This is a genomic window from Nonomuraea sp. NPDC052265, assembly GCF_044547985.1.
In the GTDB taxonomy this organism is placed as follows: domain Bacteria; phylum Actinomycetota; class Actinomycetes; order Streptosporangiales; family Streptosporangiaceae; genus Nonomuraea.
In genome coordinates this window covers 824877-848365 of the sequence record NZ_JBIUBJ010000001.1, presented here as the reverse complement: position 1 = coordinate 848365, position 23489 = coordinate 824877, and the positions used below count along the sequence as shown (strand labels likewise).

At 72.1% G+C, this 23489-nt stretch carries 23 protein-coding genes; 12 read left to right on the top strand and 11 right to left on the bottom strand.

Annotated features, from left to right (window positions below; translation table 11 throughout):
* The first annotated feature begins 2 nt into the window (after nucleotides 1-2).
* Nucleotides 3-1274, top strand: a complete 1272-nt coding sequence (locus ACIHAD_RS03970; protein ID WP_397352826.1) for a thymidine phosphorylase — start codon at nucleotides 3-5, stop codon at nucleotides 1272-1274.
* Nucleotides 1275-1351: 77 nt separating this feature from the next.
* Here the strand turns inward: ACIHAD_RS03970 and ACIHAD_RS03965 are convergent, their stop codons facing one another.
* Complete coding sequence (locus tag ACIHAD_RS03965) at nucleotides 1352-1738, bottom strand: MarR family winged helix-turn-helix transcriptional regulator (protein WP_397352825.1); 387 nt, start codon at nucleotides 1736-1738, stop codon at nucleotides 1352-1354.
* Nucleotides 1739-1873: 135 nt separating this feature from the next.
* Between ACIHAD_RS03965 and ACIHAD_RS03960 the strand changes: the two genes are divergently transcribed.
* On the top strand, nucleotides 1874-3232 hold the full coding sequence (locus tag ACIHAD_RS03960; protein WP_397352824.1) for an MFS transporter: 1359 nt from the start codon (nucleotides 1874-1876) through the stop codon (nucleotides 3230-3232).
* A gap of 48 nt (nucleotides 3233-3280) precedes the next feature.
* Here ACIHAD_RS03960 and ACIHAD_RS03955 read toward each other — a convergent pair whose 3' ends face one another.
* The gene (locus ACIHAD_RS03955) at nucleotides 3281-4975 is read right to left on the bottom strand and encodes a hypothetical protein (protein WP_397352823.1); all 1695 of its coding nucleotides are present in this window, start codon (nucleotides 4973-4975) and stop codon (nucleotides 3281-3283) included.
* Between the two features lie 124 nt (nucleotides 4976-5099).
* On the opposite strand from ACIHAD_RS03955, the gene ACIHAD_RS03950 reads away from it, so the two are divergent.
* The 4 genes from ACIHAD_RS03950 (at nucleotide 5100) to ACIHAD_RS03935 (ending at nucleotide 7843) form a co-directional block, all read left to right on the top strand.
* On the top strand, nucleotides 5100-5699 hold the full coding sequence (locus ACIHAD_RS03950) for a hypothetical protein (protein WP_397352822.1): 600 nt from the start codon (nucleotides 5100-5102) through the stop codon (nucleotides 5697-5699).
* A 5-nt stretch (nucleotides 5700-5704) separates the two neighbouring features.
* Nucleotides 5705-6055, top strand: a complete 351-nt coding sequence (locus ACIHAD_RS03945) for a cupin domain-containing protein (RefSeq protein WP_397352821.1) — start codon at nucleotides 5705-5707, stop codon at nucleotides 6053-6055.
* A 91-nt stretch (nucleotides 6056-6146) separates the two neighbouring features.
* Complete coding sequence (locus ACIHAD_RS03940) at nucleotides 6147-7220, top strand: adenosine deaminase (RefSeq protein WP_397352820.1); 1074 nt, start codon at nucleotides 6147-6149, stop codon at nucleotides 7218-7220.
* Nucleotides 7217-7843: a PH domain-containing protein gene (locus ACIHAD_RS03935; RefSeq protein ID WP_397352819.1), complete on the top strand. Its 627-nt coding sequence runs from the start codon at nucleotides 7217-7219 to the stop codon at nucleotides 7841-7843. Before ACIHAD_RS03940 ends, ACIHAD_RS03935 begins: the two co-directional genes overlap by 4 nt.
* A 36-nt stretch (nucleotides 7844-7879) precedes the next feature.
* Here the strand turns inward: ACIHAD_RS03935 and ACIHAD_RS03930 are convergent, their stop codons facing one another.
* From ACIHAD_RS03930 to ACIHAD_RS03920, 3 genes are read right to left on the bottom strand one after another with little or no spacing between them, the layout of a single operon-like run.
* Nucleotides 7880-8608 carry an enoyl-CoA hydratase/isomerase family protein gene (locus ACIHAD_RS03930; RefSeq protein ID WP_397352818.1) on the bottom strand — a complete coding sequence of 243 codons (729 nt, stop codon included), beginning with the start codon at nucleotides 8606-8608 and terminating at the stop codon, nucleotides 7880-7882.
* Entirely contained in the window at nucleotides 8605-10092 is a 1488-nt protein-coding gene (locus ACIHAD_RS03925; RefSeq protein WP_397352817.1) for an AMP-binding protein, read from the bottom strand. Before ACIHAD_RS03925 ends, ACIHAD_RS03930 begins: the two co-directional genes overlap by 4 nt.
* On the bottom strand, nucleotides 10052-10729 hold the full coding sequence (locus ACIHAD_RS03920) for a TetR/AcrR family transcriptional regulator (protein WP_397352816.1): 678 nt from the start codon (nucleotides 10727-10729) through the stop codon (nucleotides 10052-10054). Before ACIHAD_RS03920 ends, ACIHAD_RS03925 begins: the two co-directional genes overlap by 41 nt.
* Nucleotides 10730-10840: 111 nt before the next feature.
* Here ACIHAD_RS03920 and ACIHAD_RS03915 point away from each other — a divergent pair, with 111 nt between their 5' ends.
* Genes ACIHAD_RS03915 through ACIHAD_RS03905 form a run of 3 tightly spaced genes read left to right on the top strand, consistent with a single transcriptional unit; the run spans nucleotide 10841 to nucleotide 13079 of the window.
* Nucleotides 10841-11659 (top strand): MerR family transcriptional regulator, encoded by an 819-nt coding sequence (locus tag ACIHAD_RS03915; protein WP_397352815.1) that lies wholly within the window; start codon nucleotides 10841-10843, stop codon nucleotides 11657-11659.
* A complete protein-coding gene (locus tag ACIHAD_RS03910; RefSeq protein WP_397352814.1) occupies nucleotides 11620-12579 on the top strand; it encodes a sigma-70 family RNA polymerase sigma factor in 960 nt (319 codons plus the stop codon). Before ACIHAD_RS03915 ends, ACIHAD_RS03910 begins: the two co-directional genes overlap by 40 nt.
* 14 nt (nucleotides 12580-12593) lie before the next feature.
* A complete protein-coding gene (locus ACIHAD_RS03905; protein WP_397352813.1) occupies nucleotides 12594-13079 on the top strand; it encodes a GyrI-like domain-containing protein in 486 nt (161 codons plus the stop codon).
* Between the two features lie 12 nt (nucleotides 13080-13091).
* Here the strand turns inward: ACIHAD_RS03905 and ACIHAD_RS03900 are convergent, their stop codons facing one another.
* Nucleotides 13092-14597: an MFS transporter gene (locus ACIHAD_RS03900; RefSeq protein WP_397352812.1), complete on the bottom strand. Its 1506-nt coding sequence runs from the start codon at nucleotides 14595-14597 to the stop codon at nucleotides 13092-13094.
* A gap of 157 nt (nucleotides 14598-14754) precedes the next feature.
* On the opposite strand from ACIHAD_RS03900, the gene ACIHAD_RS03895 reads away from it, so the two are divergent.
* Nucleotides 14755-15123, top strand: a complete 369-nt coding sequence (locus ACIHAD_RS03895) for a YciI family protein (RefSeq protein ID WP_397352811.1) — start codon at nucleotides 14755-14757, stop codon at nucleotides 15121-15123.
* A gap of 82 nt (nucleotides 15124-15205) precedes the next feature.
* Here the strand turns inward: ACIHAD_RS03895 and ACIHAD_RS03890 are convergent, their stop codons facing one another.
* The 4 genes from ACIHAD_RS03890 to ACIHAD_RS03875 form a co-directional block, all read right to left on the bottom strand.
* Complete coding sequence (locus ACIHAD_RS03890; protein ID WP_397353042.1) at nucleotides 15206-16840, bottom strand: phospho-sugar mutase; 1635 nt, start codon at nucleotides 16838-16840, stop codon at nucleotides 15206-15208.
* A gap of 77 nt (nucleotides 16841-16917) precedes the next feature.
* Nucleotides 16918-17721, bottom strand: coding sequence for a purine-nucleoside phosphorylase (locus ACIHAD_RS03885; RefSeq protein WP_397352810.1), 804 nt, complete (start codon nucleotides 17719-17721; stop codon nucleotides 16918-16920).
* Nucleotides 17722-17724: 3 nt separating this feature from the next.
* Nucleotides 17725-19029, bottom strand: a complete 1305-nt coding sequence (locus tag ACIHAD_RS03880; protein WP_397352809.1) for a M20/M25/M40 family metallo-hydrolase — start codon at nucleotides 19027-19029, stop codon at nucleotides 17725-17727.
* A complete protein-coding gene (locus tag ACIHAD_RS03875; protein ID WP_397352808.1) occupies nucleotides 19026-20006 on the bottom strand; it encodes an Lrp/AsnC family transcriptional regulator in 981 nt (326 codons plus the stop codon). Before ACIHAD_RS03875 ends, ACIHAD_RS03880 begins: the two co-directional genes overlap by 4 nt.
* Before the next feature lie 114 nt (nucleotides 20007-20120).
* Here ACIHAD_RS03875 and ACIHAD_RS03870 point away from each other — a divergent pair, with 114 nt between their 5' ends.
* On the top strand, nucleotides 20121-21425 hold the full coding sequence (locus tag ACIHAD_RS03870) for an MFS transporter (RefSeq protein WP_397352807.1): 1305 nt from the start codon (nucleotides 20121-20123) through the stop codon (nucleotides 21423-21425).
* Here ACIHAD_RS03870 and ACIHAD_RS03865 read toward each other — a convergent pair.
* A complete protein-coding gene (locus ACIHAD_RS03865; RefSeq protein WP_397352806.1) occupies nucleotides 21422-21847 on the bottom strand; it encodes a gamma-glutamylcyclotransferase in 426 nt (141 codons plus the stop codon). The genes ACIHAD_RS03870 and ACIHAD_RS03865 overlap by 4 nt on opposite strands.
* Before the next feature lie 246 nt (nucleotides 21848-22093).
* Between ACIHAD_RS03865 and ACIHAD_RS03860 the strand changes: the two genes are divergently transcribed.
* Nucleotides 22094-23488, top strand: a complete 1395-nt coding sequence (locus ACIHAD_RS03860; protein ID WP_397352805.1) for an NAD(P)H-quinone dehydrogenase — start codon at nucleotides 22094-22096, stop codon at nucleotides 23486-23488.
* Nucleotide 23489: the final 1 nt, after the last annotated feature.

Genomic DNA, 23489 nt, shown 5'->3' with positions numbered 1-23489 from the left:
CCATGGACGCCATCGAGGTCATCCGCGCCAAGCGCGACGGCGGCGAGCTCACCACCGCCCAGATCGACTGGGTGATCGCCGCCTACACCCGCGGTGACGTGGCCGACGAGCAGATGTCCGCCCTCGCCATGGCCATCCTGCTCAACGGCATGAACCGGCGCGAGATCGCCGACTGGACGCAGGCCATGATCCGCTCGGGCGAGCGCATGGACTGGTCGATGCTCGACCGGCCCACGGCCGACAAGCACTCCACGGGCGGCGTCGGCGACAAGATCACGCTGCCGCTGGCGCCGCTGGTGGCGGCGTGCGGGGCGTACGTGCCCCAGCTCTCCGGGCGCGGCCTCGGGCACACCGGCGGCACACTGGACAAGCTGGAGTCCGTCCCCGGCTGGCTGGCCTCGCTCTCCAACGAGCAGATGCTGCACGTCCTGCGCACGGCCGGAGCGGTGGTCTGCGCGGCGGGCTCGGGGCTGGCCCCGGCCGACAAGAAGCTCTACGCGCTGCGCGACGTCACCGGCACGGTCGAGTCGATCCCGCTGATCGCCTCGTCGATCATGTCGAAGAAGATCGCCGAGGGCACCGGCTCGCTGGTGCTCGACGTGAAGGTCGGCTCCGGGGCGTTCATGAAGACGACCGAGACGGCCCGCGAGCTGGCCGAGACCATGGTCGCGCTCGGCAGTGACGCGGGCGTGCGCACGGTCGCCCTGCTGACGGCCATGGACCGGCCGCTCGGCCGGGCCGTGGGCAACGCGCTGGAGGTCGAGGAGTCGATCGAGGTGCTGGCCGGCGGCGGGCCGTCCGACGTGGTCGAGCTGACCGTACGGCTGGCGCGCGAGATGCTGGCCGCCGCCGGGGTCTCCGGCAAGGACCCGGCCGACGCCCTGCGCGACGGCTCGGCCATGGACGCGTGGCGGCGGATGATCTCCGCCCAGGGCGGCAACCCCGACGCGGTCCTGCCGAGGGCGGCCGAGACCATGACGGTCGCGGCGCCGTCGTCGGGGGTGCTGGCCCACCTCGACGCGTACGCGGTGGGGCTGGCCGCCTGGCGGCTCGGCGCCGGACGGGCGCGCAAGGAGGACCCGGTGTCGTTCGGGGCCGGGATCGTGCTGCACGCCAAGCCCGGCGACCTGGTCCGCGAGGGGCAGCCGCTGTTGACGCTGCACGCGGACGAGACGGCCAGGTTCGAGCGGGCGCTGGAGGCGCTGGAGGGCGGCTACGAGGTCGCCGAGTCGGGGCGCGAGCTGCTGCCCCTGGTCATCGACCGCATCGGCTGACCACCGGAAGCACTCGTGCGCGGCGGCCGGACCCCTGCCCGGGGACGGCCGCCGCCGCTTTCCCGGCCCCGTACCGGTCAGGTGGTGACGGCGGGGACGTCGGTGAAGACGTCCGCGAGCACGGCGCGCTGCGTGGGCAGCGCCTCGGTGTGCCGCTCGCGCCCCTCGTCGGTGATCCAGACGAACACGCCCCGGCGGTCGGAGTGGCAGGTGCCGCGGGTGACGAGCCCGTTCTTCTCCAGCCTGGCCACGACCCTGGACAGGGCGCTCTGGCTCAGGTGGACCTCCTCGCAGAGCTCCTGGATGCGCAGCTTCCTGTCGTGGTGGACGATCCGGTCGAGCACCTCGAACTCGCTGGGCCCGATCCCGTGCCGCTCGCCCAGCTCCCGCTCCAGCGCGCACATGGCCTTGGCGTGTTTGGCCAGGACGTAATGCCAGGTCTCGACCACGAACTCCTCGTCCATGTCGCGGAGGTTACCATCTTGGGAAGATTCATGCAACGACATTAAATGCGCTTGCATTAGATGCGAGCGCATGTATTGTTCTGACTCATGTCCTCTTCCTCATCCCGTTGGGGCGCGCTCGCCGTGCTCTGTGCAGTGATCTTTCTTGACGCCCTTGATGTCTCCATGGTCGGCGTCGCGCTGCCGGCGATCCAGCACGATCTGGGGCTCAGCACGTCTTCCCTGCAGTGGGTGGTCAGCGGCTACGTGCTCGGCTACGGCGGTCTTCTGTTGCTCGGGGGCAGGACCGCCGACCTGCTCGGGCGGCGCAGGGTGTTCCTGGTCGCTCTGGGCGTCTTCGCCGTCGCGTCGTTGCTGGGCGGTGTCGTGGACGACGGGGGCCTGCTGATCGCCGCCCGGTTCGTCAAGGGTGTGGCCGCCGCGTTCACCGCGCCCGCCGCTTTGTCGATCATCACCACCACGTTTCCCGAAGGACCGGAGCGCAACAAGGCGCTGAGCATCTTCACCGCCTGCGGCGCGAGCGGCTACTCGCTCGGCCTCGTGCTCTCCGGCCTGCTGACCGAGATCGGCTGGCGGTGGACGCTCCTCATGCCGGTGCCGGTCGCGATCATCGCGCTGATCGCCGCGTTGATGGTGCTGCCGAAGGGGCGGGAGGAGCGCGCCGAGGGCGGTCACGACCTCGTCGGCGCCGTGCTGATCACCGCCTCGATGTTGCTGCTGGTCTTCACCGTCGTGCAGGCTCCCGAAGCCGGTTGGACCTCGTTCCAGACGATCGGCTCGCTGGTGGCCGTCGCGGTGCTGCTCGGCCTGTTCGTCTTCACCGAGTTGCGGTTGAAGCACCCGCTGGTGCGGCTCGGCATCCTCCGCTCGGGTCACATCGTCCGGGCCAACCTGGGGCTGCTCATCCTGATGGGTTCGTACGTGGCCTTCCAGTTCGTGGCCATGCAGTACTTCCAGAACCTGCTGCACTGGTCGGCGCTCGGCACGGCCATGGCGTTCCTGCCCGCGGGCCTGCTCGTCGCGGTCAGCTCGACCAAGATGGGCGACTTCGCCGACAGGTTCGGCACCGGCAAGCTGATCGTCATCGGCGCCGCGGCCCTGGCCGGCGGGTACGCGATCTTCCTGGGCATCGACGAGACGCCGAGCCTGGGCGGCATGGTGATCCCCGGCATGGTCCTGTTGGGCGTGGCGTTCGCCCTGTCCTTCCCGTCGCTGAACATCCAGGCCACCAACGGCGTGGACGACGACGAGCAGGGTCTGGCCTCCGGGCTGCTCAACACCTCCGGCCAGGTCGGCGGCGCGATCGTGCTGGCCGTGGTGACGGCCGTGCTGACCTCGGGCGGCGAGACGCTGTCGATCGGCGCGCTGCGCTCGGCGATCGTGGTCGCGCTGGTGCTGGCCCTGGTCGGGCTGGTGATCTCGGCCACCGGCCTGCGCTCGCGCAAGGCCGCCGCTGTCGAGCAGGAGGACGTGAAGGTCTTCGAGGCCGTCTGACCTCCACGGGTTCGGGAAGAGGGTTCCGCCGGGGGCGGGGCTCTCTTCTCACTTCTCCAGGGCGCCGATCGGGTCGGAGTGGTCGATCCATTCCGTCGCGGAGTCGTCGAAGGCGGCGGCCTCGCCGGTGCGGACGTCCACCTGGATCAGGTAGAGGTCCTCGTGGTCCCACAGGCGCACGAGGACCTTGCCGGGGCCCAGCCAGCGCTCCACCCTGATCACTTCGAGGTCGTCGTTGTCCAGGCGGGTACGGGGGCCGGCGACGCGGCCGGTGCGGGCGTCCATGGTGACCAGCCGGGCGTCGGCCGTCACCAGGGCCAGGGAGCGGCCGTCGGGCGCGAGCGCGGTGCCGTGCTCGATGAGGGCGGGGTCGATCCGGAACCCCTTCGTACGGGTGCTCGCGCCGTCCAGCCTGAGCGTGCTGACGGAGGCGTGGCCGGGCACGTCGTCGGTGTCCCGGCGTTCGGCGACCACGCGCGTGCCGTCGTCGTGGACGGCCAGGACCTCGACGTCCTTGCCGCGTACGGTGCGGGTCGTGCCGGTCCGGAAGTCGAGCACCGCGCTGTCGCCGGCCTCGCCGAAGGAGAGCGAGAAGTAGCGGCCGTCCGGGGACGAGGTGATGTGCGCCTCGCCCTCCCCGGCCGTCGCGTCGATGCCCTTGACCACGCCCGTGGGCAGGTCGTGGACCAGGTAACGGCCCTGCGGGTTCTGGTAGACGAGCCGGTGGCCGTCCTGGCTGAGGGCGAGCGGCATGTAGTCGCCGGTGTCCGGGTCGTAGCCGGCCCGCGCGTCCGGCAGCCGCCACTCCGCGCCCGACCGGGTCGTCAGCACCCACTGGCCGCAGGGCTGGGGGGCGAGGGCGTCTGTCTCGTCGTCGCGGCAGTAGCCCGGGTAGGCGAAGCGCACCGGGTCGGGGAGCGCGGCGGGCAGCGGGTCGCGGATCTCCTGGGCGGTGCCCGCCGCCCCGGGGTCGAAGGGGGAGCGGGTCATCGCCTCGTTCACGTTGCCGGCCACCGCGGACAGCCCCGCCACGACCGTCGCGACCAGCGCGGCGACCAGGCCGACGGAGGCGGACGTCCACACCGACGCCCGTATCCTGCGCCGCGTCGTGACCCGGCGCAGGACGGTGCCGGCGAGGTCGGTGCGCGGCGTCCCGGCGGCCAGGGCGAGCAGGGCGGCCCGCAGGGCCGGATCCTCGGCGGCGGCGTCCTGTGGCCCCGCCGCCGGGGCGGCGGGCTCGGGCGCGGGGCCGAGCGTCCAGGGGGAGGCGGATGTCGCGTCGTCCCGGCGACTTCCCTCCGCGCGACCCTCGGCCGGGTGCGGGGGGTCCGCGAACAGGTGCGGGTGGGAGGCGCGGAGCTGGGCGCGGGCCCGCCGCAGCTCGTCGTCCAGGGCGCCGATCCACAGGCCCGTGACCGTGGCCGCGTGCGGCAGGCTCAGCCCGTCGTGGAGGGTGACGACGACGGCCGCGCGGGTCTTCGGGGCGAGCCCGGCCAGCAGGTGCCCGTCCGGGGCCGGCCAGGACGCGCCCGTCGCGCCCAGGAACCGCCCGTACAGCTCGCGCAGCACCGCGTCGGCCGGGCGGTGGCAGCGGATCGCGGACCACCGGCGGCAGGCCGAGACGAGGGCATGGACGGTCAGCTCCCGCGCCCTGTCCGCGTCGCCGGTCAGCAGGTACGCCGTCCGGGCGAACGAGGGTTCATAAGACGCCAGAAAAGCCGATAAGTCGTGGGATTTGCTCACTTGTATGACTCCTTGGAGGTTGATCAGCGTAGAGGGAGTCCCGGCTCCGCGGAAGTGCCCCGGAAACCCGGGCCGATCCGCCGTGAAGCCGCTTGCAGGCCCGTGGGCTGGGCATCTACCGGGCATGCGCCCGTCCTTTACGGCCGGCGACCGGTCGTCGCGCCTTCGCCGCGTCGTACCGCTCGCCTGCCTCGCCCTGCTGACCGCGTGCGGCACCACCTCGCAGACCGCCCGGCTGGACACCCCCGCGGAGACCAGCCCCACCGCCGCGCCACGCAGCACCCCCTCCGACGTCCCCACCAGCACCGCCGAGGTGGACGTCGAACGCGACGGCCTCGACCCGGCGGTGGTGACCGGCGTCCGGTACGCCACCCACGACGGCTACGATCGCGTGGTGATCGACCTCAAGGGCGACATACCCGGATACAAGGTGAAATGGGTGGACGAGTTCCTGGAGGACGGGTCCGGCGAGCCCATGGGCGTCCACGCAGGCGCGTACCTGCAGCTCACCCTGTTCCCCGCCAACGCGCACGACGACGACGGCCGCCCCACCTGGAAGGGCGGCCCCGTCTACCCGGCCCACCTCAAGAACGTCTCCGACGTCGTCAGGACCGGCGACTTCGAGGGACGCGTGGGCATCGGCCTGGCGCTCGCCCGCAAGGCCGGCTTCCGGGTGAAGGAGCAGTCCGCGCCGAGCCGGCTGGTGCTCGACGTGGCACACTGAACCCCGTGGTGAGAAAGATCGAGGGCCCGACCCGCATCCCCGTCCCCGGCGGCAAGCTCATCGACGAGCACGTGGGGCGCGTCAACAGTGGCGACGAGCAGGTCTCGATCGCCCACATGACCGCCCCGCCCGGCTGGGCCGAGCCCGCCCAGACGCCGTCGTTCACCGAGTACACCGTCGTCCTGCGCGGCAGCGTGCTCGTCGAGCACGACGGCGGCACGGTCGAGATCGGCGCGGGCCAGTCGGTGGTGACCTCGCCGGGGGAGAAGGTGCGCTACAGCGCGGGCCCCGACGGCGCCGAGTACATCGCCGTGTGCCTGCCCGCCTTCACGCCGGAGGCCGCCGCCCGCGACTGAGCGGAGGCCGTTCGCGGGTGTGCCGGAAGGGTCGTCCACAGGCGGACGCGACGTGTGCGGCGGCGGATGAGTGTGCTCATATCATGGCCAGATGAGCCCCACGCTTGACAAGATCCGGCAGGCTCCCAAGGTGTTGTTGCACGATCACCTCGACGGCGGGCTGCGCGCCGAGACGATCGTCGAGCTCGCACGGGAGATCGACTACGGGCGGCTGCCCTCCACCGACCCCGACAACCTGCGCCTCTGGTTCGAGGAGGCCGCCGACTCCGGCTCGCTGGAGCGCTACCTGGAGACCTTCGACCACACGGTCGCGGTCATGCAGACCCGCGAGTCCCTGGTCCGGGTGGCCGCCGAGTGCGCCCGCGACCTCGCCGACGACGGCGTGGTCTACGCCGAGGTGCGCTTCGCCCCCGAGCAGCACACCACCATGGGGCTGAGCCTCGACCAGGTGGTGGAGGCGGTGCTCGAAGGGTTCACGCTGGGCTCGCAGGGGCGCGGCATCCGGGTCGGCACGCTGCTGACCGCGATGCGGCACATGGCGCGCTCGATGGAGATCGCCGAGCTGGCCGTGCGCTACCGCGACGTCGGCGTCGTGGGGTTCGACATCGCCGGGGCCGAGGCCGGCTACCCGCCCACCCGGCACCTCGACGCCTTCGAATACCTCCAGCGGGAGAACGCGCACTTCACGATCCACGCCGGCGAGGCGTTCGGGCTGCCGTCGATCTGGCAGGCCATCCAGTGGTGCGGCGCCGACCGGCTGGGCCACGGCGTGCGGATCATCGACGACATCACCGTGGCGGGCGACGGGTCGGCCAAGCTGGGGCGGCTGGCGGCGTACGTGCGCGACAAGCGCATCCCGCTGGAGATGTGCCCCACGTCCAACCTCCAGACCGGGGCCGCCGACTCGATCGCCGAGCACCCCATCGGGCTCCTGCGCAGGCTGCACTTCCGGGTCACCGTCAACACCGACAACCGGCTGATGAGCTCGACGAGCGTGTCGCTGGAGTTCGCCAAGCTGGTCGAGGCATTCGGCTACGACTGGGACGATCTGCAGTGGTTCGCGGTCAACGCGATGAAGTCGGCCTTCCTCCCGTTCGACGAGCGGCTGGCGCTGATCAACGGCGTGATCAAGCCGGGGTTCGCGCAGATCAAGTGGCAGCCGTGAAGCACACCTACCGATCCAGGACCGCGTTCGTGCTGGGCTGCGCCTGGCTGGTCTTCGTGGCCTTCAACGTGTGGGACCTGACTGCCCACTACAACGGCAAGCCGTCCATGGTGGCGCTGGCCGTGCTCGGGGCGATGACGGCGCTCGTCTACGCGATCGCGGTCAGGCCCGCCACCGTGGTCGGCGAGGAGGGCCTGCTGGCCCGCAACCCGCTGCGCACGACGTTCCTGCCGTGGGCGTCCGTCGGCGAGGTGACGGTCACCCACTCCATCGCGGTCCGTCACGGCGGCGAGGGCGCCGAGGAGCGGGTGCTGCGGTTGTGGACGCCGATGAGCAGCGCCCGCGAGCGGTCCAAGGCGCAGCGGCGCGGGGTGCCCAAGCCCGAGCGCGGCGGCCAGTTCCGGGTCGAGACCACGGTCAGCAAGGCCGAGCAGGCCGCCGCCGAGGCGTTCACGGGCAAGACCCACGCCGACTTCGTGGGCGACCAGATCCGCGACCGCGCCGAGGCCGCCCGCCGCCGCGAGGAGCCGGCGACCCCGGCCAGGGTCACCTGGTCCTACGACTCGATCGCCGTCCTCCTGGTCGCGGTCGCCCTGATCATCGCCGCCGTCGTCATCGCCTGACCGGCCGCCGGCCCGTGGTGGGCGACCGGTGCCGGGTCAGGGGGTCCGGCGGGTGAGGAAGCGGGTCATGCCGGCCTGGGCCAGGCCCGCCCGCTCGACCTGCCGGGCCGCCTCGGTCTCGGCCTCGAAGGCGCGTTCGACCTCGGCGAGCGGCGGGCGCAGCAGCCGGAGGTGCACGGCGGTGGCGGTGCCCGGCCGGGTCCAGTGACGCACCCGGGCGATCGCCGCCGCCACCAGTTCCTCGGCGGGCACGACCTCGTCCAGCAGCCCGGCCGCCAGCGCGTCGGCGGCGCCCAGGCGGGCCGAGTCCAGCACCAGCCGCAGCGCCCGGCCGCCCGCCAGCCGGGGCAGCAGATGACCGGCGGCGTTCGAGATCGACAGGCCGAGGTGGTTCTCGGGGAAGAAGTACTCGGCGGCCGGGGCGCCGATGCGGGTGTCGAAGCAGAGCGTCCACTCGGCGGCGCCGCCGACGGCCAGGCCGTTGACCGCGGCGACCACCGGCACCTCGGTCTCCAGCACGGCCCTGGTCATGTCGTGGAACAGCTCCACCTCCGCCTCCAGCGGCTTGCCCGCCGCCTCGGCGATGTCCTCGCCCGCCGAGAACGCCCGGCCGGCGCCGGTCACCACGATGCCCCTCGCCGTACGGCCGTGCGCGCGGACGGCCGCGGCCAGGTCCCTGCGCATGCCGGCGGTGAGGGCGTTCAGCTTCTCGGGGCGCGCGAGGGTGATCAGGGCCACCTCGTCGCGTACGGTCACGTCGATCATGCCGGGTCCTCCGTGGGGATGGCGGGGGCGGCGCGCTGGTCGCGGCCGGGGCGGAGCAGATGGCGCTTCTCGACACGGGCGGACGGGGTGAGCGTGAACGACTCCACGAACTCCACGTACGCCGGGATCTTGAAGCGGGCCAGGCGTTCCCTGGCATGGGCGATGACGGCGGCGGCCGTGCGCGCGTCGGCGGCGTGACCGGGGCGGAGCTGGAGGAACGCCTTGGGCAGCTCGCCGAAGAGGTCGTCGGGGATGGGGACCAGGGCCGCGGACAGGACCGCGGGATGCCCGGCGAGCACGCTCTCGACCTCGGCGCACGAGATGTTCTCACCGCCCCTGCGGACCATGTCCTTCAGCCGCCCGGCGTGCCGGATGCGGCCTCGCGCGTCGCGTACGCCGAGGTCGCCGGTGTGGTACCAGCCGCCGCGGAAGGCGTGCGCGGTGGCCTCGGGGTGGTTCCAGTAGCCGTTCATCATGGGCGTGCCGCGGACCAGGATCTCGCCGGTCTCCTCGTCGAGCCGGACCTCCTTGCCGGGCGGCGGCGTGCCCATCGCGCCGGTGCCGACGGTGTCGTCCGCGTCCGGGGCGGCCATCAGGTCGCAGCCGCTCTCGGTGGAGCCGTACAGCTCGCGCCAGGGCGCGCCCCAGCGTTCCTCGAACGCGCGGTGCAGGCCGGGGACGATGCCGGAGCAGAGCACGAGCCGCATCCGGTTGTCCCGGTCGAGGGGGCTGGGCGGCTGCTTGTGCATCAGCAGGGGCATGGTGCCCAGCACGTACGTGAGGGTGGCGCCGTGCTCGCGGGCGGCGGGCCAGAAGCCGGAGGCGGAGAAGCGGGGGAGGACGACGAGCGGGATGCCGCCGACCAGACAGAGCAGGGTGGTCCATTGCGGGTCCATGTACGAGTACGCCTGGGCGATCAGCATGACGTCGTCGTCGCGCAGCCGTACGAGGTCGGCGACGACCCGCGCGGTCCTGATCCAGTAGTCGTGGGTGAGCAGGCAGGCCTTGGGAAAGCCCGTCGTCCCCGACGTGTACTGAAAATTGGCGACATTGTCCGCGCTGGGGGATATGTCGAGAGGTGGGCCATCCGTCAGCGTGTCCACGAGGTGCACCACGCCCGGCACGCGCGCGGCGTGGGCCGCGCCGGCGAGGGTGGCGACCGCGCCGGAGTCGCGCAGGACGTGCTCCAGGTCGGCGGCCTGGTAACGCACGTTCACCGGGACGGTGACCGCCCCCGCCTTCAGGACGGCGAACCAGCTCAACGGCCACCACGGCTCGTTGTCCAGCATGACGGCCACCCGGTCGCCGGGGCGTACCCCCCGGACGGCCAGCGCGCGGGCCAGACGGTCGGACTCGGCGTCGGCCCCGGCGAAGCTCAGCGAGGTCGCGGGGACGGTCGGTGAGGGGGCGGGGAAGCGGAGGAACTCGCGCTCGCCGTACGTGTCAGCGGCGTGCCTCAGCAGGCCGGGGATCGTGGTGTGCATCCGGCGGCTCCCACGGGAAGTCGGGCAGCAGACGTGGATCGAGGGGCGCCACGACCGGGACGGCGGCGCGTACGGCGGCCAGGCCGATCGTGACGAACTCCGCGCACACCTGCTCCAGCGTCGAGTCCCCGTCGGGGCGGTACCACTCGCTGGTGCCGGTGCACATGGACATGAGGGCGAGGCGGGTCAGCCTCTGGTCGGCGACGTGGAAGACGCCTTCTGCGACGCCGTCGGCCAGGGCGCTCTTCCAATGGCTCTCGTAGGCGTCGCGCAGGGCGATGACCTCGGCGTGGGCGGGGGAGCCGGGGGTCAGGGAGCGGAGCTCGCCGTCCATGACGCGGCTGGTCAGGGGGCTGCGCGCGTGCAGGGCGGTGAGCGAGGTGATCAGCAGGGCGAGGCGGTCGGCGGGACGCGTGGCCCCGTCCAGGACGCGGGCGGTGGAGTCGATCAGACCTTGGAGGCCGGTCCGCATGAGATCGGCCAGCAGGGCTTCCTTGCTGGGGACGTGGTGGTAGATGCCGGCGTTGGTCAGGTTCACGGCCCTGGCCAGGTCTCTGATGCTGGTGGCGGCGTAGCCCTGCCGGGCGAAGAGCCGCACGGCCGCCGTCCTGATCCGGAGCAGTGCGTCGACGTCCACGGCGACCTACCGAACGTTCGGTTGCTTGTTACGCTGGAAAATACCCCATGTCTGTAGAAATCGCCATAGGTTGACCCTGACACCGTGTGAGCCCCTACTCCTGGAGCGGTCATGTTCAGCATCGGAGATTTCGCCAGGCTGGGGCTCGTGTCCATACGCATGCTCCGCCACTACGACGCCATCGGCCTGCTGCGCCCCGCGCACGTGGATCCGCTCACCGGTTACCGGTCCTACCAGGCCGCCCAACTGGCCAGGCTCAACCGCATCGTCGCCATCAAGGACCTCGGCTTCACGCTGGAACAGGTCCGGGCGATCCTGGACGAGAAGGTCAGCACCGAGGAGCTCCACGGCATGGTACGGCTGCGCCGCGCCCAGCTTGAGGCCCGGATCAGCGCGGACCTGGCCAGGCTGCGCGGCGTCGAGGCGAGACTCCGGACCATCGAGACGGAGGGACACATGAGAACCGCGGAAGTCATGCTGAAGAAGGTCAGCCCGGTACGGGTCGCCCAGCTCAGCGCCAGAGCCGCCAGCTACGAGGGCGAGGACGTCGGCCCGGTGATCGGGCCGCTGTTCGCCGAGATCTGCGCCCGCGTGGAACAGGCCGGCGTCCGGGTGGTCGGCCCCGGCCTGGCCCACTACCGCCAGGAGGACGACGGCTCGGTCATGGTCCACGCTTGCCTGCCGGTCAACGTGGACCCCGACCCCCGCCACGACTTCGAGATCAGGGACCTGCCCGCCATCGGCACGGCGGCCACGATCATCCACCACGGCCCGATGGAGGCCGTCGGACCGACCTTCCAGGCCCTGGCCCACTGGATCGAGGAGAACGGCTACCGGTCGCTCGACCTGGCGAGAGAGGTGTCACTGCACTGCCCGGACGACCGCGCGGAATGGGTGCACGAGCTGCAGATCGAGGTGGCCCCGATCTAGTGGAGGCGACCGAGCTGGAAGGCCACCGGGTCGAGCTGACCGGCTACTGCTACCGGATGCTCGGCTCGGGCTTCGAGGCCGAGGACGCGGTGCAGGAGACGTTCGTCCGGGCCTGGCGCACGTACCAGGCCGGGCGGGGGCCGTTGCGCCCGTGGTTGTTCCGGCTCGCCACGTCCGTCTGCCTGGACATGCTGCGCGGGCCGCAGCGGCGGGCGCGGGCGATGGACCTCGGGCCGGCGGCGCGTCCGGGCGACCCGCTCGGCGACCCGCTGCCCGGGGAGGCGTGGGTGTGGCCCGTGCCCGACGGGCGCGTGCTGCCGGCCGACCCGGCGGAGCTGGCGGTGGCCAGGGAGAGCGTGCGGCTGGCGTTCGTGGCCGCGTTGCAGTGGCTGCCGCCGCGGCAACGGGCCGTGCTCATCCTGCGCGACGTGCTGAAGTGGCAGGCCGCCGAGGTGGCGGGCCTGCTGGGGATGAGCGTGGCGTCCGTGAACAGCGCGTTGCAGCGCGCCCGCGCCCGCCTTCCCGCGGTCGCCCCGGAGGACGCCGAGGTGGACGAGAGCCTGCTCGACCGCTACGTCTCCGCCTTCGAGCGGTACGACGTGGACGCGCTGGTCTCCCTGCTGCACGAGGACGCGACGATGTCGATGCCGCCGTTCGCGTGGTGGCTGCGCGGCCGGGAGGCGGTCAGGGCGGTCCTGCTGGCCGCCGGCGCCCCCTGCGAAGGCGCCCGTCTGCTGCCGGCCAGGGCGAACGGCGCGCCCGCCTTCGCCCAGTACCGGGACGGGACGGCGTTCGCCCTGATAGTCCTGGAGATCGGCGGCGGGGTCGTCACCGGCATGACCACCTTTCTCGATCCCAGGCTCGTGTCGTCCTTCGGGCTGCCGATGAGTTTCGGGGCCGCACTCCGTACTGACAGGTGAAGGAGGACAGACACATGCCACAGATCGTCGAATTTCCCGAGCGTCCTTACATCGGGATCCGGAAAACCATCACGATGACCAGCTTCGGCCTCGTCGGAGACCGGATCGCGGAGATGATCGGCTGGCTCGCCGAGCGCGGGCACACGCTCGCCGGAGCCCCGTTCTTCCGGTACCACAGCATCGACATGCCGCGGGACCGGCTGGTCGTGGAGGCGGGCGTGCCCGTCACCGCGCCCGTGCAGGGCGAGGGCGAGTTCCACGCGGGCACGCTGCCCGCGGGCCGCTTCGTCACCGAGTCCCACCACGGCCACCCCGACCAGCTCTCCGGCGTCATCGAGTCGGTGCTGACCTGGGCCGCCGAGCAGGGCCTGGCCTGGGACATGACCGAGAAGGACGGGACCGAGCACTGGGGCTGCCGGCTGGAGCTGTACCAGACGGACCCGCGGATCGAGCCCGACCTGAACAAGTGGGACATCGACCTGCAGTTCCGCCTGGCCTGACACCCCCGCCGGTCACGCCGCGTCCGTGCGGGGCAGCAGCGAGGTCAGCAGCGCGGCCAGCACGAACAGGGCCGCGCCCGCCAGGCCGATCACCACGAGCCCGCTGACGAACGCGGCGTGACTGGCCCGCAGCAACTCGGCGGCCTGCGCCGGGGCGAGCCGCCCGGCCACGGCCGCCGCGCCGGCCACGGTCTCCCTGGCGGCCTCGGGGACGTCCGGGGGCAGGGCGTGGTGGTAGACGGCCGCGCCGACCGTGCCGAGCAGGGCCAGGCCGAGCGTCCCGCCGAGGAAGTTGCCCGACTCGGCCAGCGAGGCCGCCGACCCGGCCTTCTCCGGCGGCACGGAACCGACCACGATCCCCGTGCCCAGGGCGAACAGCGGGCCGGTGCCCAGCGCCAGCACGGTGATGGCGATGATCACCACCGGCAGCCCGGACCCGGCCTGCGTGAGCAGCGCCGCCCCGGCGGCCGACAGCGCCAGGCCGCCCACGACGGCCGTACGGGGGGCCAGGCGGCGGGTGAGGGCCGGGGTCAGCGTGGTGCCCAGCGCGACGCCGAGCCCCATGGGCGCGAACCACAGCGCCGACTGCGCCGGGGTGTACCCCAGCACCGATTGCAGGAGCTGGGTGACCAGGAGACCGGTGCCCGCCATCGCGACGCCCGCGAGCACGAGCGCGGTCAGGATCAGGGTGAGCGGACGCTGGGTGAACAGGCGCAGGTTGAGCAGGGGGGCGTCGAGCGTGAGCTGCCGCCGTACGAACGCCGTCCCGAACGCCAGGCCGACCGCGATCGCCCCGAGCGGTGCGCCGGGCCCGGCCGACACCGACGAGGCGGCCAGCTCCTTGACGCCCCAGACCACCGGCAGGATCGCCAGCAACGACAGCACGACGCTGACCAGGTCCATGCGCCCGCCGTCCGGGTCGCGGAACTCCGGCAGCAGCAGGACGCCGCCCACGAGCAGCACCACGATCACGGGGACGGCCAGCAGGAACACCGACCCCCACCAGAAGTGCTCCAGGAGCAGCCCGCCGACGACCGGCCCGAGCGCGGCCCCGGCGAACTGGCAGGTGGCCCAGGCGGCGATGGCCGTGCCGCGCTGCCGGGCGTCGCGGAACATGTTGGTGATGAGCGCGAGCGTGGAGGGCATCAGCGTGGCGCCGGCCACGCCCAGCGCCGTACGGGCGGCGATCAGCATGGCGGGGCCGGTCGCGTACGCCGCCACGACGGAGGCGACGCCGAAGGCCGCCGCGCCGGTCAGCAGCAGCCGGCGGCGGCCGATCCGGTCGCCGAGGCCGCCCATCGTGATCACCAGCCCGGCGACCATGAACCCGTAGATGTCGATGATCCACAACTGCTGGACGGCGCTCGCCCCCAGGTCCACGCTCAGCCGGGGCAGCGCCAGGAACAACGCGTTGATGTCGACCGCGACGAGCAGGGTGGGCAGGGCGAGCACCGCCAGCCCGGCCCATTCGCGCCGCCCGGCCCGGGGTTCGGCGGCGGTCTCGGTGAGGTTCGGCATGTCGGCGGCCTCCAGGTGTCATCGGTTTCACCAGGAGGTCGGAGCCCGGCTCGCGCGCTCGACATGCTTTCCGGGAAAGTTCTGCGGGGCATGTCGAGAGGGCCGCGCCGGCTCCGACTCCAGCACGACGGAACGCGTACGACCACGAGGAGAGACGATGAAGTTTCTGTTGATCATGCAGGTGAACCAGCAGGTCATGGACACCCTGACCGAGGAGCAGCGCGAGCTGATCATGAACGGCCACGGCGCGTTCATGAAGACGATCCAGGAGTCGGGCGAGATGATCGGCACGCAGGCGCTCGGCGACCCGTCCACCAGCGCCGTCGTCCGCACCCGCAACGGCCTGCCCGCCGTGACCGACGGCCCCTACCTGGAGGCCAAGGAGTACATGGGCGGCTACTACATCGTCGACTGCGAGAGCCGCGAACGCGCGATCGAGCTGGCCGGGATGATCCCGGACAGCCAGATCGAGGGCCTGGCCATCGAGGTCCGGCCGATCATGTTCTCGGCCGGCGCCGACATGTGACCGCGAGGCACCGGGCCCGCGACGCGGGCCCGGCCCCCGGAGGCCCGGCGGCGTCGACAGACCCGGGGCAGGGCCGGAACACTCAGAGGCCCAGGGCGGCGGTGAGGTCGGCCTTCAGGGCGTCGAGGTCGCGGGCGGCGGACGCGCGGGCCTGCGGCACCTCGCCCGTCACCGGCACCACCACCTCCAGGTAGCACTTGAGCTTGGGCTCGGTGCCCGACGGGCGGACCACGACGCGGCCGCCGTCCGACAGGTGGAAGCGCAGGCCCTCGGTCGGCGGCAGGCCGCCGTCGCCGCGGCTCAGGTCGTCCACGGCCTCCACCGCGTGGTCGCCGAGCCTGGTGGGCGGGGCGGCGCGCAGGCGGTCCATCGCCCCGGAGATCAGCGACAGGTCGGCGACCCGGAAGCCGAGCTGGGACGTCGCGTGCAGACCGTACCGGACGGCCTGGTCGTCGAGGAGGTCGAGCAGGGTACGCCCGTCGCGCTTGGCGGCGGCGGCGACGGCGGCCACCGTCAGGGCCGCGCCGATGCCGTCCTTGTCGTGGACCGGCAGGCCGGCGTCGGAGCCGACGCTGTAGCCGATGGCCTCCTCGTAGCCGAAGACCAGGCCCTGGCCCGCCTTGATGATCCACTTGAACCCGGTCAGCGTCTCGCCGTAGCGCACGCCGTGGGCCTGGGCGATCTTGCTCAGCAGGGTCGAGGAGACGATCGTGGTGGCCACCAGGCGGTCGCCCGTGGTGTGGGTGATCACGTGCTCGGCCAGCAGGCCGCCGACCTCGTCGCCGGTCAGCATGCGGCACGTGCCGTCGGGCAGCGGCACGCCGACCGCGCACCGGTCGGCGTCGGGGTCGTTGGCCAGGACCAGGTCGGAGCCGAGCTTGGCGGCCAGCGCGACGGCCAGGTCCATCGCCCCGGGCTCCTCCGGGTTGGGGAAGGCCACCGTCGGGAAGTCGGGGTCGGGGTTGCGCTGCTCCTCCACGGCCATCGGGGTCTCGAAGCCCGCCGCGAGGAAGGCCCCCGTCAGCGTCCCGGAGCCCACCCCGTGCAGCGGCGTGTACGCCACCCGCAGCTCCCGCGCCTCGCCCAGCGGCAGGGCGGTCACCGCGTCGATGTAGTCGTCGACGATGTCCTCGCCCAGCTCGGTGAGCGTGCCGGGACCGTCGAGGGGGAGCTGGTCGACCCGGCCCACGGCGTCGATGGCGGCCGAGATCTCCCGGTCGACCGGCGGCACGATCTGCGAGCCGTCGCCCCAGTAGACCTTGTAACCGTTGTCCCTGGGCGGGTTGTGGCTGGCGGTGACCGTCACGCCCGCGTCGGCGCCCAGGTGGCGCACGGCGAAGGCCAGCACCGGCGTGGGCAGCGGGCGCGCCAGCAGCGAGACGTGCAGGCCCGCGCCGGTCAGGACGGCGGCGGTGTCCCTGGCGAACACGTCGGACTTGTGCCGGGCGTCGTAGCCGATCACGACGTGCTTGCCGGGGCCGAGCACGCCCGCCAGGCCGGCGGCGGCGCGCATGACGGTGACCCGGTTCATCCGGTTGGGGCCGGCGCCCAGCTCGCCGCGCAGGCCGGCGGTGCCGAACTCCAGCTTGGCCTGGAACCGCTCGCGCAGGGCGGGCAGGTCGTCGTCCTCCAGGAGGCCGGACAGCTCGGCCCGGGTGTCGGGGTCGGGGTCCTGGGCCAGCCACTGGCGGGCGCGGCGCAGCAGGTCGGCGTCCACGGGCGGCAGCGGCACGTCGCCGTCGGCCTCCGGCGGGATGCGGTCGTCACCGTCGGACTCGGGCGGGATGCCGGCGGTCACAGGCGGTCCACCACCTTGGCCAGGAGCACGCCCATGCGGGCGGCCGTGGCGCGGCCGACCTCCAGGACCTCCTCGTGGTTGAGCGGCTCGCCGGACAGGCCCGCCCCCGGGTTGGTGACCAGGGAGACGCCGAGCACCTCCAGGTTCGCCTCGCGGGCGGCGATGGCCTCCAGCACGGTGGACATGCCCACCAGGTCGCCGCCGAGCGTGCGCAACATCCGGATCTCGGCCGGCGTCTCGTACGTCGGCCCGCGGAAGGCCACGTAGACGCCGTCGGCCAGGGTCGGGTCGATCTCGCGGACCAGGGCGCGCAGGCGGCGCGAGTAGACCTCGGTGAGGTCGATGAAGGTGGTGCCGGTGATCGGGTTGGCGCCGGTCAGGTTGACGTGGTCGCTGATCAGGACCGGGTCGCCGACGTTCTGGGTCTCCGGCCGCAGGCCGCCCGCCGCGTTGGTCAGGACGATCGTGCGCACGCCCGCCGCGGCCGCCGTGCGCACGCCGTGGACGACCGCGTCGACGCCCAGGCCCTCGTACAGGTGGGTACGGCCGAGGAAGACCAGCGCGTGCCGCCCGGACGGGGTGCGGACGACGCGGATCTTGCCGCCGTGCCCGGCCACGGCCGGGGCGCGGAAGCCGGGCAGATCGGTGAACGGGATCTCGGCCACGGTCTGCCCGATCGCGTCAGCGGCGGGAACCCACCCCGACCCCATGACGAGGGCCACGTCGAAGGTGTCGAGGCCGGCCGCGCCGGTCAGGGCGGCGGCGGCCTCTCCGGCCAGGGTGTATGCGTCGTTGCTCACATCTCAGTAGTTTAGGAGCAGCCTGTCCAGAACCCGCACCCCGAACTGCAGCGCGTCCACCGGCACCCGCTCGTCCACGCCGTGGAACATCGAGGCGAAGTCCATGTCGCCGGGCAGCCGCAGCGGCACGAACCCGAACCCGCGCACCCCGAGGTCGGCGAAGAAGGTCTTGTTGTCGGTGCCGCCCGACATGCAGTACGGCACCGCCCGCGCGGTCGGATCCTCGGCCTTCAGCGCCGCGATCATCGACTCGACCAGCGCGCCGTCGAAGGTGGTCTCCAGCGCGATGTCGTGGTGCACGAACTCGCGGCGCACCTTCGGCCCGATGAGCGAGTCGACGGTCTTGAAGAAGTCGTCCTCGAAGCCGGGCAGGAAGCGCCCGTCCACGACGGCCGTGGCCTGGCCGGGGATGACGTTCGACTTGTAGCCGGCGTCGAGCTGGGTCGGGTTGGTGGTGTGGCGCAGCGTCGCGCCGACGAACCGCACCAGCGGGCCGAGCTTGTCCAGCAGCGGGGCCGGGTCGTCCTCGTCGAACGGCAGGCCGAAGGCGTCGGCGACCTCGGTGAGGAACTGGCGCACGGTCGGGGTGTAGGTCAGCGGCCACTCGTGCCCGCCGAGCCGGGCCACGGCCTTGGCGACCTCGGTGACCGCGTTGTCGGGGTTGAGCATCGAGCCGTGCCCGGCGGTGCCGTCGGCGACCAGCTTCATCCAGGCCAGGCCCTTCTGGGCCGTCTCGATCAGGTACAGCCGCAGGGAGGGATCGACCTCCAGCGAGTAGCCGCCGACCTCGCTGATGGACTCGGTCACGCCCTCGAACAGCTCGGGGTTGTTGGCCGTGAGGTACTTGGCGCCGTACACGCCGCCGGCCTCCTCGTCGGCGACCCAGGCGAAGACGATGTCGCGGCGCGGGCGGCGTCCCTCGCGCTTCATCTGGCGCAGCACGGCCAGCATCATCGCGTCCATGTCCTTCATGTCCACGGCGCCGCGGCCCCAGATGTAGCCGTCCCTGACCTCGCCGGCGAAGGGGTCGACCGACCAGTCGGCGGCGTTGGCGGGCACCACGTCGAGGTGGCCGTGGACGAGCAGCGCGGGCAGCGACGGGTCGGTGCCCTCGACGCGGGTGACCACGTTGCCGCGGCCCGGCTCGCTCTCGACGTACGTCGCCTCGATGCCGACCTCGTCCAGCCTGGCCATGACGACCTCGGCCGCGGCCCGCTCGCCGGGGCCGCTGCCGTCCCCGTAGTTGCTGCTGTCGACGCGGATGAGCTCCACGCACAGGTCGGCGACTTCCTTCTCGGCAGGTGTCATGGCGTCTTCTCCAGGGTGAGCAGTCCGGACTTGTGCAGGTGACCGCGCTTGTAGGCGCGGGTGATTAGGGTCAGGTCGCTGTCGGTGATCTCGTCGAGCCGGCCGAGCACGTCGGTCATGAAACGATAGAGGTCCGCCTCGTGGGCCACCGCCACCTGCACGATGAGGGAGTGGGTGCCCGACGTGGCGGCGCAGTACCGCACGTTGGGGTGCTCGGCCAGGCGCCGGCCGGTCTCGCCCAGCCCGTACGGCCGCACCTTCAGCCACAGCATGGCCTCGACCTCCAGCCCGAGCAGCGCGGGCTCGACCTCGGCGCGCGGCAGCAGCAGCCGCCGGTCGATGAGCGAGCCGACGCGCCGCCGGGCGGTCGGCACGGAGAGGTCGAGCCGTTCGGCGATCGTGGTGAAGGCGGCCCGGCCGTCGGCCGCCAGCAGCTCGGCGATCTCCTTCTCCAGCGGCGACAGGCCGTCCTCGTCGGGCAGGTCGGGAGGCGGCGGCGCGGGACGCAGCTCGGCGACCTCCCGCTCGGTCAGGAAGGGCGCGTGCCACTCGGCCACGGTCGTGAACGTGTGCAGCACGACCTGGGTCTGCGTCTGGAGCACGCCGTCGATGTCGCTGATGTCGTGGGACAGGATGGTGTGCAGGTCCTGACGGGACGGCGGCACCAGCTCGCAGGCCAGGTCGGCGGCCCCGGTCAGCGCGTAGACCGACCGCGTGTCGCGCCGGTCGGTGAGCGACCTGGCCACCTGGGCCGCCGTGCCGGGCCGCACCTGGACGTGCAGGTGCGCGGGGCGGCCGTGGCCGGTGCGCAGGTCGTCGTAGATCGCGGTGACGCGGACGACGCCGTCGGCGATGAGCCGCTGGAGCCGGCGGGCGACCGTGCGCTCGTGCTCGCCGACCGCCCGGCCGATCTCGCCCCACGAGGCACGTGGGCTCACCTGGAGCGCGGCCACGAGCCGCCGGTCGAGAACGTCCACCTGCAACCGCTTCCGTGTCGGGTTTGTAAATAATTGCCCAGACATTTGACTGTTTCGGTCTTCCGAATGCACAGTAAGCCATTACCGCACGTGTCAGCAAAAGGAGCACATGCCGTGTCGACCTCCCCCGTCGCGCAATCGCCGCTCGGCATACCGAAGAGCAGGGTCCGTCAGCTCATGGCGGCCAGCATCGGCAACGTGGTCGAGTGGTACGACTGGTACGCCTACACCTTCCTGGCCACGGTCTTCTCGGCGCAGATCTTCCCCGACAGCTCCGGCAACAGCCTGGTGCCGCTGCTGAGCTCGTTCGCGGTCTTCGCGGTGGGCTTCTTCATGCGGCCCCTCGGCGGTCTGCTGGTGGGCGCGTTCGCCGACCGGTACGGCCGCAAGTCCGCCATGACCTTCACCATCATCCTGATGGGCGGCGGCTCGCTGCTGCTCGCCCTGACCCCCACCTACGAGGCCGTGGGGCTGCTGTCACCGGTCATCCTGACGCTGGCCCGGCTCATCCAGGGCCTGTCCGTGGGCGGTGAGTTCGCCGCCGCCACCACGTTCCTCGTCGAGTCGGCCCCGCCGCGCCGCCGCGGCCTGTTCTCCTCCTTCCAGTACGTCAGCACCACCATCGGCCAGCTCATCGCCTCCGGCCTGGCCGCGGTGCTCACCTCGACGCTGGTCAAGGAGGACATGAGCTCCTACGGCTGGCGCATCCCGTTCCTCCTGGGCGCGCTGCTCAGCCTCGTCGGCCTGTGGATCCGCAAGGGCGCCGACGAGACCTCGGCGGTGGCGGAGGAGATCCAGCGGGGCGAGGTCAAGCGGCCGGGCATGTTCGAGTTCCTCAAGCACCACCCGAGGTCCGCGCTCACCATCGTCGGCATCACGATCGCCGGCACCGTCGCGTACTACACCTGGACCAGCTTCCTGCCCACCTACGCGCAGATCACCGTCTCATTCGACAAGGCCGAGTCGCTGCAGGTCGGCACGATCTCGCTGGTGTTCTTCATGCTGCTGCAGCCGCTGCTGGGCCTGCTGTCGGACAAGATCGGGCGCAAGCCGATGCTGATCGCGTTCGGACTCGGCTTCCTGATCCTGCCGGTGCCGCTGCTCGGCCTGCTCACCGACTCCTTCGCCAGCCTGCTCGTCGTGCAGATGATCGGCATGGTGTTCCTGGGCTGCTTCACCTCGGTCTCGGCCGCGGTGAACTCCGAGCTGTTCCCGACCCGGGTGCGGGCCGCGGGGGCCGGGTTCCCGTACTCGCTGACCGTGGCGATCTTCGGTGGCACCGCGCCGCTGATCGGGACGGCGCTCCAGAAGGCCGGGAACCCCGACCTGTTCCCGTGGTACATGTCCGGCCTGGCGCTGATCTCCACGCTCGTCTACGTCTTCGTGCTGCGCGAGACCAAGGACGAGCCGCTGCGCTAGGGCGCCGAGGTGCAGGGGCGCTCCCGCAGCTCCTTGACGTAGTCGTCGGGGGCGCCCGCACGCTCGGCCGCGTCGGCCAGGTTGCACAGGTAGCGGGCCGAGGGCAGGCCGCCCTCGTAGCCGTCGAGCACGTAGAACCAGGCCACGGCCTCGCCGTCGAGGGTCTGCACCCGCAGCCGTACCTTGTGGTAGGCCCCGCGGACCGCGCCCTCCCACTGGTCGAGCGAGGTCTCCTCCCACTCGGGCACGTCGTAGAGCACGACGAAGACGTGCTCGTCGGGGGCCTCCACGATGGTGGCGATCGAGCTCTCCCACTTGCTGTCGGTACGCCCGAAGGTCAGCCGCCAGCCGGTCAGCCAGCCGACCCCCCAGATCGGGGAGTGCGGGGCGCGCATGGCCATCTGCTCGGCGTCCATGTTCATCCCGTAGGAGGCATACAGCCGTAGATCATTCGGCTTCCCTGATTGATCCGAAAGCCACGCCACGATCCACCCCTCTCGCCGGGTGCCGCTCGTCATCCAGCTACCGCGCCATCCTGCCACGCTGACCCGGCGTGTCGGTCCATCAAGCCGGGCACGGAAGGCCCATGTGTCCCCCATGTCCACGGGATCGTCATCCGTCATGGCCCGGTTGCGGCTTCCCGGGGCACGTGCGGGACAATGGGACACGTGACGAGGATCGTGATCATTGGTGGCGGACCAGGCGGCTACGAAGCGGCGCTGGTGGCCGCCCAGCTAGGCGCGCAAGTCACGATGGTCGAGCAGGACGGCCCGGGCGGGGCCTGCGTGCTCACCGACTGCGTGCCGTCCAAGACGCTGATCGCGACCTCCGTCCGCAAGCAGGCCCTTCTCGACGCGCCCTCGCTCGGCGTGTCGTTCTCGGGCGGCCCCGACGGCGACGCGGGCGTGGTCGGCGTCGACCTGCCGCTGGTCAACAAGCGGGTCAAGGAGCTGGCCCAGGCCCAGTCGGCCGACATCGCGACCCGGGTCGAGGCCGAGGGCGTCGAGATCATCAAGGCGCGGGGTCGGCTGGTCGATCCGCAGGTCGTACGCGCGGGCGACCGTACGATCAGGGCCGACGTGGTGCTGGTGGCCACCGGCGCGACGCCGCGAGTTCTGCCCGGGGCCGAGCCCGACGGCGAGCGCATCCTCACCTGGCGGCAGCTCTACGACCTGGAGGAGCTGCCCGAGCACCTGATCGTGGTCGGCTCCGGCGTGACCGGCGCCGAGTTCGCCGGCGCCTACCGCTCGCTCGGCGCGGAGGTCACGCTGGTCTCCAGCCGCGACCGGATGATGCCCAACGAGGACGCCGACGGCGCCGAGGTGCTCGAAGAGGTCTACCGGCGGCGCGGCATGAACGTCATGGGCCGCTCGCGCGCCTCCTCCGTCAAGCGCACGGCCGACGGAGTGGTGGTGACCCTGGAGGACGGCCGCACGGCCGAGGGCTCCCACGCGCTGATGACGGTCGGCATGGTCCCCAACACCGGGGGCATGGGCTTGGAGGAGGCCGGCGTGCAGCTCGACCGCAACGGCTTCGTCAAGGTCGACAAGGTCTCCCGCACCGCCGCACCCGGCGTCTACGCGGCCGGCGACTGCACCGGCGTGCTCATGCTGGCCTCGGTCGCCGCCATGCAGGGCCGCATCGCCGTGTGGCACGCGCTGGGCGAGGCCGTCCAGCCGCTGCGGCTGGCCACGGTGGCCTCCAACATCTTCACCGACCCCGAGATCGCGGCGGTCGGCGTGGCGCAGCGTTCGATCGAGGCGGGCGAGATCGACGCGAACGTGGTCAAGCTGCCGCTGGCCACCAACGCGCGGGCCAAGATGCAGGGCTTCAACGACGGCTTCGTCAAGCTGTTCTGCCGCCCCCACACCGGCATCGTGCTCGGCGGCGTGATCGTGGCCCCGCGTGCCTCGGAGCTGATCCTCGCGGTGTCGCTGGCCGTGCAGCAGCGGCTGACGGTCGACCAGGTCGCCCACACGTTCGCGGTCTACCCGTCGCTGTCGGGCTCGATCACCGAGGCGGCCCGCCGCCTCATGCAGCCCGAGGCCGCCAGCGGCCTCTGAC